General features: G+C 48.2%; 13 protein-coding genes. 5 read left to right on the forward strand and 8 right to left on the reverse strand.

Going from position 1 to position 15,665, the window contains the following annotated elements:
• Positions 1-136 precede the first annotated feature (136 nt).
• From EHSB41UT_RS23175 to EHSB41UT_RS23200, 5 genes are all read right to left on the reverse strand, one after another.
• Positions 137-505 (reverse strand): ankyrin repeat domain-containing protein, encoded by a 369-nt coding sequence (locus EHSB41UT_RS23175; RefSeq protein WP_087113251.1) that lies wholly within the window; start codon positions 503-505, stop codon positions 137-139.
• Positions 506-924: 419 nt separating this feature from the next.
• On the reverse strand, positions 925-1,209 hold the full coding sequence (locus EHSB41UT_RS23185; protein WP_087113253.1) for a hypothetical protein: 285 nt from the start codon (positions 1,207-1,209) through the stop codon (positions 925-927).
• Between the two features lie 302 nt (positions 1,210-1,511).
• Positions 1,512-2,060 carry a hypothetical protein gene (locus tag EHSB41UT_RS23190; protein WP_087113254.1) on the reverse strand — a complete coding sequence of 183 codons (549 nt, stop codon included), beginning with the start codon at positions 2,058-2,060 and terminating at the stop codon, positions 1,512-1,514.
• A gap of 714 nt (positions 2,061-2,774) precedes the next feature.
• Entirely contained in the window at positions 2,775-3,974 is a 1,200-nt protein-coding gene (locus EHSB41UT_RS23195) for a serine hydrolase domain-containing protein (RefSeq protein ID WP_087113255.1), read from the reverse strand.
• Between the two features lie 108 nt (positions 3,975-4,082).
• On the reverse strand, positions 4,083-5,672 hold the full coding sequence (locus EHSB41UT_RS23200) for a mechanosensitive ion channel family protein (protein WP_242667399.1): 1,590 nt from the start codon (positions 5,670-5,672) through the stop codon (positions 4,083-4,085).
• A 672-nt stretch (positions 5,673-6,344) separates the two neighbouring features.
• Between EHSB41UT_RS23200 and EHSB41UT_RS23205 the strand changes: the two genes are divergently transcribed.
• The 4 genes from EHSB41UT_RS23205 (at position 6,345) to EHSB41UT_RS23220 (ending at position 10,131) form a co-directional block, all read left to right on the forward strand.
• A complete protein-coding gene (locus tag EHSB41UT_RS23205) occupies positions 6,345-7,280 on the forward strand; it encodes a Bug family tripartite tricarboxylate transporter substrate binding protein (protein ID WP_087113257.1) in 936 nt (311 codons plus the stop codon).
• Between the two features lie 78 nt (positions 7,281-7,358).
• Entirely contained in the window at positions 7,359-7,823 is a 465-nt protein-coding gene (locus tag EHSB41UT_RS23210; protein ID WP_087113258.1) for a tripartite tricarboxylate transporter TctB family protein, read from the forward strand.
• A gap of 12 nt (positions 7,824-7,835) precedes the next feature.
• Positions 7,836-9,341, forward strand: coding sequence for a tripartite tricarboxylate transporter permease (locus EHSB41UT_RS23215; RefSeq protein WP_087113259.1), 1,506 nt, complete (start codon positions 7,836-7,838; stop codon positions 9,339-9,341).
• 97 nt (positions 9,342-9,438) lie between these two features.
• Positions 9,439-10,131 carry an RraA family protein gene (locus EHSB41UT_RS23220; RefSeq protein ID WP_087113292.1) on the forward strand — a complete coding sequence of 231 codons (693 nt, stop codon included), beginning with the start codon at positions 9,439-9,441 and terminating at the stop codon, positions 10,129-10,131.
• Between the two features lie 88 nt (positions 10,132-10,219).
• On the opposite strand, the gene EHSB41UT_RS23225 is transcribed toward EHSB41UT_RS23220, so the two are convergent.
• From EHSB41UT_RS23225 to EHSB41UT_RS23235, 3 genes are read right to left on the reverse strand one after another with little or no spacing between them, the layout of a single operon-like run.
• Positions 10,220-11,794, reverse strand: coding sequence for an N-acyl-D-amino-acid deacylase family protein (locus EHSB41UT_RS23225; protein WP_087113260.1), 1,575 nt, complete (start codon positions 11,792-11,794; stop codon positions 10,220-10,222).
• A gap of 57 nt (positions 11,795-11,851) precedes the next feature.
• Complete coding sequence (locus EHSB41UT_RS23230; RefSeq protein WP_087113261.1) at positions 11,852-13,267, reverse strand: YfcC family protein; 1,416 nt, start codon at positions 13,265-13,267, stop codon at positions 11,852-11,854.
• Between the two features lie 36 nt (positions 13,268-13,303).
• Entirely contained in the window at positions 13,304-14,371 is a 1,068-nt protein-coding gene (locus EHSB41UT_RS23235) for an alanine/ornithine racemase family PLP-dependent enzyme (RefSeq protein WP_087113262.1), read from the reverse strand.
• Between the two features lie 293 nt (positions 14,372-14,664).
• Between EHSB41UT_RS23235 and EHSB41UT_RS23240 the strand changes: the two genes are divergently transcribed.
• Positions 14,665-15,636: a LysR family transcriptional regulator gene (locus EHSB41UT_RS23240; RefSeq protein ID WP_087113263.1), complete on the forward strand. Its 972-nt coding sequence runs from the start codon at positions 14,665-14,667 to the stop codon at positions 15,634-15,636.
• Positions 15,637-15,665: the final 29 nt, after the last annotated feature.

Here is a 15,665-nt window from a genome sequence, read left to right on the forward strand (position 1 = left end):
CGATAATCATTTTAATTACAGGAATAGGGCACACCTGTCTTTCTCCGAACTGCCCAAATCCTTTACTGCTTAACCTCGGGTAACGCCTGAATGTGGGGCGCCGCAGGCGTCCCAGGAGCGAAGCGACAAACACCATTCACTTGTTAAATGCTTGTTTGAGTGATTTCACTGCTTCGTTGTTTTCCAGCAATTCCGCAAGCTTTAGCGGTGTAAGGCCATTTTCATCGCTTAAAGACTTTGCACCGTATGCGATAAGCAGCGAGATTGCTTCTGGGTGATTTTGCTCACTGGCACAATGTAGTGGCGTAAAGCCAGCTTCTCCAATAGCGTTAATATTGGCTCCAGCTTCTATTAAAGCCTTGATTGAATCACAGTCTCCCCAGTTACCCAAAATGTGAAGAGGAGTATCTCCATAGCCATTTCGATAATTGACAGAATTTATCGTATGACCAAAGAAATCAGGCGTGGATTCGATTTTTTTGAGGATATGCTCGATGTTATTCATAGCATTTAACGCTTAAATCACCGAGCGAAGCGGGCGCCGAAGGCGTCCGGTGGATTTACTTGTTACATGCGATTTGCACGGATGCTCGGGTTAAGGGTTTTTGGCTAATACTAGAAATAGTGAGAACCACAGGAAAGATAACATAAGCAACGAGCTAATCATGAACCTGGCGATGTATGGAACTTTGAATTTTAGGAGATACCAAAATGCTACAAACATGGCTGAGTATTGCATGGCTAGTGCGAGTCCTGACATGTGTATAAGAGTCGTGCTTGCGACACTTTTCCCATACGTATGATAGAAAATAGCTAAGCTCAAAATCGACATTGCGAAGACAGCGATTATCTCAAGCCATAGCTTCCATCGTTTCACTTCAGTATTTAAAAGAAAATTTTTAATGTTATTCACTGTTTTAAGATTTAAAGAATTTTAGATGTAATTAACGCGGCGATAAAAAATACTGTTGCTACCACTATGGAAAATAAAAAATACTCTTTTGAAAATTTTATTTTCTCTCTCGGAATTCCTCTGGATATTCCAAAAATCAAGGATATAAAGAAGAAGATTGCAATGGTCCAAGCGCCAGATAAAGCCAGAGCTTCGGAAATATTATGTTTTATCCCTATTGAATAGTAACCGGACAATGCCAGTAAAAAACCAAAGGCGATGAAAATCCAGTCAAAAATAGTGAAGTTAAATTTCATGGCTGATGAGCATGTAACGCCCGCTTATGGGGCGCCGGAGGCGTCCCATTTGAAGCTCTTGTTACCCGGGGATTGGCACGGCAGAGACCGTGCTTTTTGCACAATGTTTGACTGCTTGTTTGAGCGTTGCGAGACGTATATTGCGATGCTTAATATTTGGTGTTTTTCGGAGTGCGATAATTATTTGATTTTCAGGCGTAGGGCACACCTGTCTTTCTCCCAACTCTCCAATCCGTTTAATGCTTAACCTCGGGTAACGCCTGCGTAAGGGGCGCCGAAGGCGTCCCTTCTTGACGCACTTGTTATGTTTTCTGTTTTGAAGCAATTTTTTCAAGTGACATTTGAATGTTCAAAGATTTACATTTGCCACACTTGTAGCCTTTTGCAGGCATATGTCTAAGTGAAGTAAGAAATGGATATCCGCAGTATAGGCATTGTACTTCACGGCCGACATCATGGCTCGGCTTGCTTTCTAAACTAGTTTCTTTCTTGTCGCCATTATCCTGGTCTGGAACTTCATGGAAAAATTGGCGTTCAGTGTATGGATCACTTATTGCCTCGGAGTTTTGATACTCATGCTCAAGCTTTTCTATTAGCTTTTCAGTATTTAGCAGGAGTAACTCACGTTCTTCCTCGGTAAGCTTTCTATAAGTGTTTCCGGTTAGCTTAGGCTTTTCTTTGCCAAGAGTTTTACCGTGAATTCCGATAAAACATTTCTCACCAAGTATATTAATCTTTCCGTTCTCACGAATAACATGAATCCGCTTAAAGATACTTCTTTTACATTCAGGGGCACCACAAAGGACTTTGTTATTTTTATCTACTTCAATGATTGCAAGAAGTTCATTCATATTTTCACTCTATACAACGTGGCGTTGATGCAGAACGCGGAACTGAAGAAAACATAACAGCAGCATATACGACCGAAGGTCGCATAACATACTGTATTTGGAAAATATGACAGCTATGTAGTTATGGCTGTCCCATAGGCTTGAGGGTGTTTTATGAGATCGTGTTTACTTATGCGGTATGCCGTCTTTCGTTTTTCACATATATGTCGCTTAAGCTAAGGGCGTTGTATTTGGTGATCTAAAAGAGCTGATAATGGTGTGTATCCTTCAAATCTCTAGAAGTTTGCATATGCGAACACTCTATAGCCACCAAATCTAAGATTTCGGTTTCCGCGTATGCGTCTCTCTGCAGTTTAAATGATTGTTATTGCTAGCTCTTGGCTTAGATCATTATCAATGATAGGAGTTATAGATACCGTTATTTTATTCAGGAATACTGATTTAAATCAGTTTGAACTTAAGATTTTTAAATCATCAGATACGCTACCGCCGCCGCTCACGCACTGCAGACATTCTGTGCTGGGTGGTTCGGAATCCCTAATGATCCGCTATTATGCCCAGAATTGTATCGTAATGTAAGAAATACGACATCATGTAGTTAAATACTTATCAGGAGTTCACGGTTTCGCCATTGATACACAAAAAATCTTCAATCAATCAGCCCAGTCAAACCAAATATGACTGAGCTAAATGTATTATTTATCTCGTACAGATTTAGAGCACTGCTTCAGCATCAATCGCCGCTTGTACCTTTCTATATAGCGCTGTTAATTGCTGACCATAATCTCCGCCTTGGCGGTCTGATGCCTGAGGCCAATTGCTGTTGATTGCAATTACCAACTGTCGTTTCGGATCAATAAAGATCCCTTGGCCAAATATACCACGTGCTGCAAAGGCGCCATCGCCCATAGTCCACCATTGATAGCCATAACCTTCACCTGGCTTTCCGATATCTGCATGCTTGGCTGTCGCTTCTGCAATCCAGCCTTCGGGGACGACCAGCTCATCTTTTACCTTGCCTCCACCCAAAATAAATAAGCCAATTCGGGCAAAGTCTCGCGTTGAGGCTTGTATGCAGCAGCCGCTGATTTCTTCTCCAGTAGAACCTAGCAGCCAGCTAGCATCTTGTTCCATACCATAAGGCTTCCAGATTTTCTCTGAGAGATATTCGGAAAGGTTTTTATTGGTTGCCGAGCTGACTAATACGCCAATCAGGTTAGTTTCACCTGTCTTATAAACCCACTTGCTGCCCGGTTCTGCTTCGGCCGGTAGATTGCGCATATAGCTTACGGTGGTATCCATGCCGGACTCAGCTTTGTGGCTATTAAATCGTGCGACATCGGATTCTGGATCAGCATAATCCTCGTTCCATTTCACCCCGGAGGTCATGGTCAAGAGCTGTTTGATTGTGACATTGTCGTAAGCCGAACCCTTAAGATCAGGAATGTAGGTGGATACCCGTTCATCAACACTCTTTATATAGCCATCTTTGATTGCAGCACCGAGCAGGGTGGATGTCAGTGATTTTGCTACAGAGAAGCTGGTCCATTTTCCTTCTGGGCCAAATTCAAGACCGTATTCTTCCAGTCGGACTTTACCGTTGTGAACGATGACCAGTCCTGCGGTTCTCTGGCTCTCCATATGGGCTTTAATATCAAACGGGAGTTCAAGAGGTTCACCTTTGGGAAGAGGGCGTGTCTTACTGCCAGATGGTATCGAGCGTGCTTTCACCAGTATTGGCCAGCGGTCCAGGACTCGAAACGCGGCATCCCGTTGTTCTATGCTCCAGAACAGAACATCTTTATCGGTCGGGAGATGGCGCAGGGAGCGGCGCATATCTTCATCGGAACTGGCGTAAAACAGGCCGAAGGCAATCAGTGGCGCACACAGCACCCCGATGATCCATTTTTTCATAGGATATATCCCTGTTGTTTTTATAGGCAGGATTCGCAAGCCATTTTATCTAAAACCCGATGCTTGCGCATCGGTGGGCGAAGATAATATGGCTTGCAGTTAGATGTATCAGGTTGGTGTTTCTGGCTTTTCCGCAGTTGTGCTGGAAATTTGATGAAGGTAAACGTCCTGCTGCGGGAATGGGATGGTAATGCCTTCCCGGTCAAAGCGCATTTTCACTTCCCGGGTAATATCCCAGTACACATCCCAATAGTCGTCTGTTTTCACCCACGGGCGCACTATAAAGTCTACTGATGAGCTGTTCAGCACATGGAGGTGAATCATATATTGTGGATTTTTCAGGATTTTCGGATGGCTGGTCACGATATCTTCCAGCACCTTCTCTACCTGTTCGATGTTATCGCTGTAGGCGACACCAAACACCATATCGACCCGGCGTATACGTTCTGAGGTGATGTTCTTGATGGTATCTCCCCAGATCTTGGCATTGGGCACGATAAACACCTGATTATCAAAGGTACGAATTGTCGTATTAACCAGACTCATTTTTCCGACTTTTCCGGATACCCCGCCGGCCTCAACAAAATCCCCCACATCAAAAGGGCGGTAGATCAAAATCATCATTCCAGAGGCAAAGTTTGAGAGGGTGTCCTGCAGGGCAAAACCAATCACGATACCGGCGACACCTAAACCAGTGAGCAGGGGGGTAAGATCCAACCCAACTTGTGCCAGAGCAAACAGCAGACCGAACACAATAACCAGATTGCCGCCCATGCTGATAAAGAAGTCTTTCACTAATGTGCTGAAGCGCGCCTTCTTATGGGTTACGGCTCGTGATATGCCTCGTCGCACGAGTCGGGCCAGCAGCACAACAAATAGAATTAACAGAGCGAACAGCATCAACCGAGAAATAATATTGCCAATATTGGTTTGTAACCAAAGGGTGGCATCTTCCCATACACTGCCAATAATGGTGCTGAGAGTGCCAATATTCACTACGGCTTCAGCAAGATTGCCGGTAGTCTGGAATATCAGCTCGTTAAATTGGTCGACCGGCAGGTTCTGCTCTTCCATTAGCAGCACAACCTGTTTGAGGTTGGTGACGGCACTCTGCACCAGCCGATTTTGTGAGGCGATCTTGTTTTCCAGAGCACTGCGGGCATCGGCGGGCAGGGTGTCCAGTTCTCCCTGTAAGAGTTTTTCCTGCCGGGCATTGGTGCGGAGGTAGCCGGCCATAAATTCGGCGTAACGGGTAATCTCTTGATTCAATGCCTGAATACTGGCGGCAGTATCTACGCCCCAATCCGTTAGCAGTTTAAGATTTCTCTGGCGCTCCGCCATCAGCCAGTTGATGTGCTGATAAAAGTCATCAATGTTAAACAACACCAGCAGCTTTTGTTCCGCTTCTGATGATTCGTATTGTTCAAACAGGGTTCGTAAGTCTTTGGATACTGACACCAGTCGGTTATCGAAGAAGCGGCTTTCCGCTTTAACAACGTCGATCCCTAAAGCTTTGGCTTCTGGCGTATTGTCTTTCTCGACCGCTTCGATAAAGGCATTTACCTTATCGCTCATCCTGCGGATGTCAGACGCTGCCTGCTGACGAATAAGGTCTCGGGTCAGCTCATAGGTGGTTTTCCCCAGAGCCTGCTCCATCTGGGTGACTTGTTTGTCTGTGACGGTGATCTGTTTTACCACTGCCGTTTTTTCTTTCTCCAGTGAGATAAGGGCTTGTGGTTGTGTATTCTCTGTGGGCTCTGCTAGAGCCAGGGGGCAGATCGATAGGCAAGAAACAATGATAAACCACAGGGGTCCCAATACTGATCGGACCATAACGGCTCTCCGAAAAGGTGATCCAAAGTCGGTAATTGTAGATTTGAAATGCCCGTTCGGAAGGGCAGATTCTTAGAAACCTTGTTGTCTTGTTGATCAAACATTTGGTGAAAAATCAAACAGGAATTTAATAAAACCGACTCACCCTTTAAGTCATGTGCGTGTGAAATATTGATGCAAAGCAAACAAAAATTACCTATTTGTTATTTTGTGGAACGGCATTCCATTTACTGATTGACTCAAAAAAACAGACTCACTAATGTGGCGCTGCATGGGATGGCGGAACATTGTCATTGTGCTTCTGAAAGGTTTTTATTAGGTGTTTATACAAGTCTGATTCAACAAGCTGTTAATTTTTTGTTTATTCAGTTGAGTATTCATCTTTGAAGGTCTTGCATCCTGTTATTGAGATACGAATGCTGATTTTTTGATCAGATTTCCCCATCTGAAGATCATGAAATCATTGTTTTTCTGGCCGGTTGATACCACCGGTTGATTTCGCTCGTTTCAATTCTCATAAGAGTTAATACGCAACTTATGAAAAAGTCACTGAAAGCCATTGCCGGCGTTGTTGCTTTAAGCCTTGGTTCCTCTCTTGCCATGGCTGCTGATTATCCGGCCCGTAATATTCGTATGATTGTGCCATTTGGCGCCGGTGGTGGTACTGACTCTGTTGCGCGTGCTCTGGCTGAATATACTGAGCCACATCTGGGCCAGCCGATTGCCATTATGAACCGTACCGGTGGTGCCGGTGCCGTGGGTATGACTGCTGGCGCCAACTCCCGTGCTGATGGTTACACCATCACCATGATTACCCGTGAAATTGTCTCTCTGCCTAAGCTGGGCCTGATGCAGGTGGATAGCGAAGCGTTTAAGATGGTGCGCCTGGTGAACTTTGACCCGGCTCTGGTGACCGTGAAAGCCGACAGCCCATACAAGACCATGGGTGATATTATTGAGAAGGCCAAGGCTAACCCGGGCAGCGTGAAGTTCGCTTCTACTGCCAAGCCAAACTTCTATGCGCTGGCTATCGAGCGTAACCAGGACGTAACCTTCAACCAGATTCCATTTAACGGTGCTGCAGAAGCTTCCACCGCGGTTATGGGTGGCCATGTGGAATTCACTATCACCGGCCCGGGTGAAGTGAAGTCTCAGGTTGAATCCGGTCAGCTGCGTCCTCTGGCGGTTATGGCTGAGAAGCGTCTGGCTTCCATGCCGGAAGTTCCAACCATGAAGGAGCTGGGCTTTGATGTGGTTTCCGGTACCTGGCGTGGTATTGCTGTACCTAAGAAGACTCCAGATGAAATCGTAGCCAAGCTGGAATCCGCTATTGGCAAAGCTGTTGCTGACAAAGACTTCGTTGCCTTCATGGAGAAGGGTAACTTCTTTATCGAAGATAAGAGCGCGGCGGAATTCACCAAGTTTATCGGTGAAGACACCAAGAGCCTGATGCCGATCATCGAGAAGCTGTAATTTACGCGGGTGTTTCCAGATTTTGGAAACACCCGTTTCTGTTCTGTCCTCTGTCCATTCTCATCCGTGACATGAATTATGAATATTAAGTCTCGCCACGGATTCTCCGTAATGATTTACGGGGCTATCCTGCTCTTCGCCCTTGTTTTCCTCTTTCTGGCCACTCAATTCCAGGAAGCGGGTGATATGCACGCCATCGGCTCCGGCTTTTACCCGATTCTGACCTGCTTCATCCTGGCCGGCCTTTGCATTATGCAGCTGGTCACTGAATGGCGTACTGCCAGTGATGACCAGGCCGAGGCCGAGCCTGCCAACTGGCAGCGCGCTCTGATGGTCTTTGCGGTGCTGGCGGTTTATGGCCTGGGTATGATGCTGATCGGTTATCTGCCGGCCACGATTCTGGGCTTTATGGCGATCCTGTTTCTGCTGGGTGTCAGACGCTGGACCTGGTATCTGGCGGCACCTGTCTTCTCCTTCGCTCTGAGTTACATCTTTGCTGAAGTCTTCATGGTTTTCCTGCCGGCCGGTAGTCTGTTCCAGTAAGGTTGCACCACAATGTTCGAGTATCTTCTCCAGGGTATCCTGGCCACATTCCAGATGGATGTGTTCCCGTTCCTGCTGGCGGGTGTTACCGGCGGGATCGCGATTGGTGCGCTCCCCGGCCTCACGGCGACCATGGGTGTTGCCATTATGCTGCCGTTTACCTTCGGTATGGGCGCGGGAGCTTCCCTGGCCATGCTGATTGGTGTTTATGTCGGCGCGATCTATGGTGGCTCCATCCCCGCCATCCTGCTCAGAACCCCGGGTACACCGGCCTCTGCCGCTACCGCTATTGATGGCCATGAGTTGGTGAAGCAGGGTTATGCCACCAAAGCCTTGAGCATTTCGGTGATCTGCTCGTTTCTGGGTGGTCTGGTCAGCACTATTATGCTGATCACGGTGTCGCCAATGCTGGCGAATTTTGCCCTGCGCTTTAGTGCGCCGGAGTATTTCACCCTGGCACTGTTTGGTCTGACCATTATTGCCAGTATTTCCGCCAAGAGCATGACCAAAGGTTTGATCGGCGGTTTCCTCGGTTTGATCGTGGCGTGTATTGGCCTGGATCCGATTACCAGTACCCCGCGTTACACCTTTGGCGTAATGGAGCTGTACAACGGTCTGTCCATTATCCCGGTTCTGATCGGTCTGTTCGCCATCTCCGAATGTCTGCTGCAGGCCGAACAGCTGAATCTTGGCGCTGGTAATGCCATTAAGAAGTTCAGCCACAGCTTTGTGAGTCGCAAGGAGTTTCGTGAGTTCCTGCCGTCTGGCCTGAAAAGCAGCTTGATGGGCACGCTGATTGGTTCTGTGCCGGGTGCCGGTGCCGATATTGCCGCCTTCGTCTGCTACAACGAAGCCCGTCGCAGCAGTAAAAAGCCGGAGACGTTTGGTAAAGGTTCTCTGGAAGGTATTGCTGCTGCGGAAGCTGGTAATAACGGTGTCACCGGTGGTGCACTGGTGCCGCTGCTGACCCTGGGTGTTCCAGGTGATGCAGTGGCTGCGGTCTTGCTGGGCGCGCTGACCATTCAGGGCCTGTCTCCCGGCCCCATGCTGTTCCAGAACAGTCCGGATGTCGTCTATGGCGTATTCAGCTCCATGCTGATTGCCAACTTCCTGATGCTGATTGTGGGGCTGCTGGGTATCAAGCTGTTCTGTCGTATTGTGGAAGTGCCGAAGGTGCTGATTGTGCCGATGATCGCCATGCTGGCGGTGGTCGGTGCCTACTCCATGAACAACAGTATGTTTGATGTTGGCGTAGCACTGGGCTTTGGTTTCCTGGGTTATCTGCTGACCAAGTGTGAAATTCCTCTGTCGCCGATTGTACTGGCGATCATCCTTGGCCCGATGGCGGAAACCAACCTGCGTAAGTCTTTGATGATGTATGAAGGTTCCTGGAGTTTCCTCTATGAACGTCCGATCGTAGTGGTCTTTATTGCTCTGGCAGCGTTGTCTATCTACAGCACCTGGCGGATCAAGAAAAAGGTGAATGCATCGGAACAGGAGCAGGCTGCCGCAGCCTGATCTCTGAACCTTTAAAACGGAACTGCCCCTTGGATATAAACGCTTTTTATATTTGATGGGCAGTTTTTTTATACCTGAAAAATACGAGATGTGTCCTATGAGTATGTCCTGGACCAATGATGATGAACTGTTTGCCATGGCCAGAGAGCAGCTGTTTGTGGCGGTGGTGGGTGATGTGCTCGATAAGATGGGCTACACCCATCAGTTTCTGAGCCCTTACCTGAAACCGGTGCAGCAGGAGGCTGTGATCCTTGGCCGGGCCATGCCGGTTCTGGAAGCGGATGTGTTTGATGCCGAGGTGCAAGGCAACAACCCGCTGATGAACAAGCCTTTTGGTCTGATGTTTGAGGCGCTGGATGATCTGAAAAAGAACGAGGTTTATATCTGTTCCGGCAGTTCCCACCGTTACGCCCTGTGGGGCGGATTGATGTCTACGCGGGCGATTATGTGTGGAGCTGCCGGTGCCGTGGTGCATGGTTTCCATCGGGATACCACGGAAATTGAGCGTCTGAACTTCCCGATTGCTTCCTTCGGCAGCTATGCCCAGGATCAGGGTGTACGCGGCAAGGTTATCGATTGGCGGGTACCGATTGAAGTAGACGGAGTCCGTGTACGTGATGGGGACATTATCTTTGGCGACCGTGATGGTGTATTGGTGATTCCTCATGAGGTGGCCGATGAAGCCTTTCAGGCTGCGTTCGAGAAGGCGGCGACTGAGAATCTGGTATTGAAGGCGCTGCAGGATGGTATGAGTACTGTTGATGCCTTTGCCAAATTCGGTGTGATGTAAAGCTGTCGCTGATGGAATGTGTCTAAAAACAAGCCCTGTGACGTTGAACGTGACAGGGCTTATTTATGTGAGCTAATTAGAAAGGCAGTTAAGCTTTCAACACCACACCCGCACGGGTTGGTTGATAAATACCTTCTTTAATTTTGCTTTGTCCATTAATAAACAGGTGATGAATACCGGAGGCAAACTGATCGGGATGGGACTCCGTACCATGGTCAGTGATTTGGTCAGAGAAAATCACAATATCGGCTTTCTTGCCTTCCTGAATCACGCCTCGGTCGTGTATCTCGAAGGTTTTGGCGGCGAGTCCGGTCATCTTATGAATCGCCAGCTCCAGTGACAGCATCTGACTGCCAAACACATACTGGTTCAGAATACGTGGATAGGCGCCATAAACCCGAGGGTGGGGAATTCCGGTCATCAAGGCGTCCGAGCCAATCATGCCGTCAGGCCGTTGCAGGATGGTCTCCATCAGTGAGATGTCCATGTAATGATTGATCATCATCACCTGGCCCCGTTCCTGAATCAGCAGGTCGAGCATAAAGTCCACGGGATCCTGACCGGTTTTCTGGGCGCAGGCTTCAATGGTCTTACCCAGATACTTTTCATTCTCCTTTGTTTGCAGACTGGTGATGGTGACGTTATGCCAGCCAGTCAGTGCCGGCACGTTGTCCCAGGAGAGTGACGGATCCGGAAGAATCTTCTCGGAGAACCAGTCCTTAATCGTTTCACGAACATCTGGCAGGGTAATATCTTCCAGTGCTTCTTCGTAGCTGCGTTCGTCGAACAGGAAGGGCGGCAAGACCGAGAACAGGGTGGTGCTGCCATAGTTGTATGGGTAGTGATCAAAGCTGTAGCCGTACTCATCGACCTTTTTGAGCAGGTCGTCAAGCTTCCAGGCATTGCGTTCACCCATCAGCTTCAGGTGGGAGAGGTGAATACGACAGCCGGTTTTCCTGGCCAGTGCTGCAATCTCATCAATGGCTTCAATAATCGTGTCGCTTTCACTGCGCAGGTGAACGGCTACCGGGCGATCAAACTCGGCGGCGACTTCCATCATCACCTGCAGCTCTTCCTCTTTGGAGAACAGGGCCGGGTGATAAATCAGCCCCAGGCTCAGACCTTTGGCCCCGGCTTTGAAGCTGGCACGAGCCAGTTCGGCCATTTGTACCTTGTCGTCTGCGGTCAGGGATTCACTGGAATCTCCCTTCACCACCCAACGTAAAACACCGTGGGGGATAAACGGCATGATATTGCTTTCGAGTCCATGGTGTTCGAGAGCGGTCATGTATTCGGCAAAGGTTTCCCAGCGCCATTGAATATCCGGGTTACCAATAATCAGACGGCTGCGGAAGGTGGATTGTTTCTCCCGAGGCACAGGGGCGACGCCCAGACCACACTGACCGGCGATCTCGGTGGTAATGCCCTGCATGATTTTGGGCTTCATGCCTTCTGGAATAAAGTTGGCAAGATCGGTATGGGTGTGGGTGTCAATAAAGCCCGGAGTCACGTACAGGCCGGAGGCATCAATGATCTCTTCGACGGGAATCTGAATATCCTTGCCAACAGCGATAATACTGTCGTTTTCGATCAGTACATCCAGGAACTCGGCCGGATTGTTCAGGCCATCAACAACGGTCCCGTTTTTAATCAGAGTCTTCATGGTGTTATTTTCACATTCAGAGTGAGTGTTATTCCGTTAAGCGATTGATGTGTGGTGTTACATCAGGACCGCAATACTCAAAATGGTCATGTTGATGGCCGACAGTACCAGCAGCAGAGGGCCGGCAAATCGGACCCAGGTCGAGAAAGGCACACGGCCAATCGCCAGGCCACCCATAAGGAAGGCGAGGGTTGGTGTCACCATATGGACAACACCCATGCCGGTGACAAAGGCGGTGACTACAAGCGAACGATCCACGCCGGCAAAGTCTCCCAGAGGGGCAAGGATGGGCATGGAGAGCACTGCAAGAGCGGACGAAGAGCTGATCACGAAGGAGAGCAGGGCTTCGATGATATAGATGACATTAATAAAGACGACAGAGCTGGTGCCTACCGCCACGCTTTCGGCGTAGTTCAGTAGTGTATCTATGATGGCGCCGTCGTTCAGAATCACGACGATACCCCGGGCTAGTCCGATCACCAGAGCAACACCGACCAGATCCGAAGCACCGGCAACAAACGAGTTAACGATCTGCTGCTCTCCCAGACGGGCAACGAAACCGATAATAATACCCATGACGATGAACAGGGCGCTCATCTCGGCCATCCACCAACCACCGGCGGTAATACCCCAGACCATAATGCCGAATGTGGAGGCAAACAGGGCCAGAACCAGAGACTGGGTTTTGGTGAGTTCAGGCGTTTCCTGATTCTGATTTTGGTTATCACCCAGGAAGTGGGCCAGATTACTTTCGCGGAACGAGGCGACCAAAGAACTCTGTGGGTCTTTCTTCACCTTAATGGCATAGCGCATCACCCAGAAGATGCAGACGAACAGACCAATACCAAAGATAAACAGACGCAGTTCCATGCCATCCTTAAAGGAGATTCCGGCAGCGTTGGAAGCGAGAACAGTGGCAAACGGGTTAATGGTGGAACCCATGGTGCCAATGCCGGCACCGATCATAATAACCGCGACTGCGGTGAGGGCATCAAAACCCGCAGCAAGAAACACCGGTATCAGCAGACCGTAAAAGGGAATGGTTTCTTCTGCCATACCAAAGGTTGTGCCGCACAGGGCAAACACAATCATCAGGATCGGGATCATCCAGATCTCTTTCCCCTGAAGTTTGGCGGTCACGCGGGCTATGCCGGTATCAATCGCACCGGTTTTGGTGACCACGCCCAGGAAACCACCGATCATCAGGACAAACAGACCGACATCGATAGCCGCTGCTGCGTAGGTGGAAGGATCATAGAAGCCGGCAATTGGCGCCAAAACGATATCCGCCAGTCCTTGCGGAGACGCTTCGGTATATTGGTAAGAGCCGGCAACGGGCACCTCTCGGCCGAGAGCATCGCTAAACTCCTTTTGATACTGACCGGCAGGCAGAACATGAGTCAGTGCTGCAAAGAAAAACAGCAGAATAATAAGCAGGCCGAATGAAGTCGGCATGGACAGTTTGAATGGCATATTCACGTCTCGTTATTTAATAATTACTACGAAAAATTATTCAATGAACAGTTTTGACACGAACGGGGACGTCATGACGGAAAGAACGCCGCCATAACTCAGGTTAAAGCGTAAATGATCACCGATTTTCAGCGGAGAACGCTCATTAAAATCGGTCACATCAAGAATCAAATGGTCACTGCTGGCTCCGAGAACATCTATACCTGACTCCTGAGGGGAGATATTGTCAGGGTCGATATCCTGTCGTCCAATGGCACAAATCGCTCTGAGTCTTATTCCTTTATCCTCAAATTCAGGAAGGTTGCCGAAGGCATCAAGTCCTCTTTCTCCCATTGGAATTGATGGTTTGTATTTTAATTCGATGATTTCCAGTACAAGGGTAAAAACATTGGTCGATAAGGGTTCAATAGGTTTGTCATTGAGTCCAATGCCGCAGGCAATAGAAGCGCCTAGTCGTATTTGATTAATACGCGCCGGAAGATTTTTCTTGGCAAATAAGCTGATAGTGCCTGAATTGCCACCGGAAATAATATCGAGCTTGATATTGAATCTCTGTTCTATATTCCCCGCCAGACTACAGAGCTGTTCCATATTTTCCTGGCTTGGCAGTACGCCTCCGTAGCAGCTGAGGTTGGTTCCAATTCCCTTGAGGGCAACATGGTTCATGGCCAGTGCTTCCTGCACGGTTGCATACAGTTCTTCCTTGTCAAAGATGCCTTCCCTTAAGTCCCCAAGGTCAACCATAAGGATAATGCCGATAATTTTATCGTTTTTTTCTGCGGAATCATTAAGGGCTTTTATCGTGACCAGTTCAGAGACAAGGCAGAGGTCAGCTGTGTTCACAATATCATCACACTGACTCAACATGGGGATACGCAGGAGCAGCTTTTCTGCGGGCAGCTCCTGCAAGCGTTTTAGATTTTCAACCCGTGAATCCGCTAGTACGGTGATTCCAGAATCAACCATGATGCCGGCAATATTTGGATCCGCAAGAAATGCCTTGGTGACACCAGCCGGTTTAATTCCGAACGGTTTGCACAGCTCAATCACTGTCTGCGTGTTATGCCTCAAAAGTTTTTTTGATATTTCAACACATGGATACATTTTGAATTACTGCACAACAATGAAATCAGTTGCCATGAAATATTCCATAACTCTTTTCAGCGAGAAAACTGTATCTGTGGATGATCAATATAGATGAAATCTATGTGTCGATGGAGAAATGGTTGATTGGTGATCAGTACATCTGGTTTTTGATGAACGTCAATAAATCAAACCATTTATACAGTCTATGTTTGAGTAAATATCAGGTTAGGTATTTGCCGTAGTATTTTTCGTGAATTAATCGTGCAAGTTTAAATAAAGGTCGTAACACGGTTGTCGCAAGGGTTTATTCTATGCCCGATAAACTGAACTCCATTACCAGCAAAGAAATTGATCACTTTGTTCGGAATATGGACTGGAATCTTCTCAGAACCTATACCGTTATTATTCAGGAAGGGGGAATTACCGCAGCCGCCAATCGTTTATGTCTGCAACAACCAACAGTGAGTGCGGCATTAAAACGACTGGAAGAGTTTATGGGCACGACTCTGATTGAGCGTGGCCATGGTCGGTTTCAATTAACGGATACTGGTCAGCGTCTGTTTAAATATTCGGAAACCATCTATGGCACGATAATGCGGCTGGCCCAGATCTCTGAGCATGATCAACTCGCCTTACGTGGACATATCCGTTTATGCGCGATCAGCAACGTCTCCTGCTCCCAGCTGGACAGCGCATTGGGAGACTTTTTCAAGAAGGCACCAGGTGTCACCCTTTCAATAGAAGTGGATACCACCGAGAAAATCCTTGAAGAGATCATGACCGGCCGCTTTACCGCTGGCCTTTATGATGGCCGGGTCCCTGGAGAGCTGGAGAAGATCTTTCTGCGTAGCGAACGGTATGGACTCTATTGCGGCCCATCTCACCCTTTGTTCGGGTGTAAAAACGTCAGTGATGACACCTTGAGAAATGAGGCGTTTGTGACGTTTACCGGTGATCTCAAAGGCGATCAGCATCGTGGGGCCATTGCTGATTTATTGGCGCGGGTGTCTCTTGCCAGAAATGTGAGAGCGGTTGGCTGTAATGTCGAAGAAGTGAAACGCATGATTATCACCGGTATCGGTATTGGCCTGATACCTACGCATCTTGTTTCTGATGATGTAGCTCGGGGAATGCTTTGGCCTTTGCCTTTGGAATCGACACTGCCGGTGACCCAGCTGTATATGATCTGGAACCCCAAGGCCCCGTTGAGTGAAGCTGAACATGCTTTTTGCCAACATATGAACAAACATTTAGCCGCAGCGCGAGTTCATACTGAATTATAAAAATCAGTTTCCTGGAATGGCAGGTGAGT

The sequence above is a fragment of the Parendozoicomonas haliclonae genome, assembly GCF_900174585.1.
In the GTDB taxonomy this organism is placed as follows: Bacteria; Pseudomonadota; Gammaproteobacteria; order Pseudomonadales; family Endozoicomonadaceae; genus Sansalvadorimonas; species Sansalvadorimonas haliclonae.

Coding starts and splice junctions, on each gene's coding strand:
- EHSB41UT_RS23225 (WP_087113260.1), bottom strand. CDS start 11,794: ATGAAGACTCTGATTAAAAACGGGACCGTTGTTGATGGCCTGAACAAT.
- EHSB41UT_RS23220 (WP_087113292.1), top strand. CDS start 9,439: ATGAGTATGTCCTGGACCAATGATGATGAACTGTTTGCCATGGCCAGA.
- EHSB41UT_RS23205 (WP_087113257.1), top strand. CDS start 6,345: ATGAAAAAGTCACTGAAAGCCATTGCCGGCGTTGTTGCTTTAAGCCTT.
- EHSB41UT_RS23235 (WP_087113262.1), bottom strand. CDS start 14,371: ATGTATCCATGTGTTGAAATATCAAAAAAACTTTTGAGGCATAACACG.
- EHSB41UT_RS23240 (WP_087113263.1), top strand. CDS start 14,665: ATGCCCGATAAACTGAACTCCATTACCAGCAAAGAAATTGATCACTTT.
- EHSB41UT_RS23195 (WP_087113255.1), bottom strand. CDS start 3,974: ATGAAAAAATGGATCATCGGGGTGCTGTGTGCGCCACTGATTGCCTTC.
- EHSB41UT_RS23215 (WP_087113259.1), top strand. CDS start 7,836: ATGTTCGAGTATCTTCTCCAGGGTATCCTGGCCACATTCCAGATGGAT.
- EHSB41UT_RS23185 (WP_087113253.1), bottom strand. CDS start 1,209: ATGAAATTTAACTTCACTATTTTTGACTGGATTTTCATCGCCTTTGGT.
- EHSB41UT_RS23175 (WP_087113251.1), bottom strand. CDS start 505: ATGAATAACATCGAGCATATCCTCAAAAAAATCGAATCCACGCCTGAT.
- EHSB41UT_RS23230 (WP_087113261.1), bottom strand. CDS start 13,267: ATGCCATTCAAACTGTCCATGCCGACTTCATTCGGCCTGCTTATTATT.
- EHSB41UT_RS23190 (WP_087113254.1), bottom strand. CDS start 2,060: ATGAATGAACTTCTTGCAATCATTGAAGTAGATAAAAATAACAAAGTC.
- EHSB41UT_RS23210 (WP_087113258.1), top strand. CDS start 7,359: ATGAATATTAAGTCTCGCCACGGATTCTCCGTAATGATTTACGGGGCT.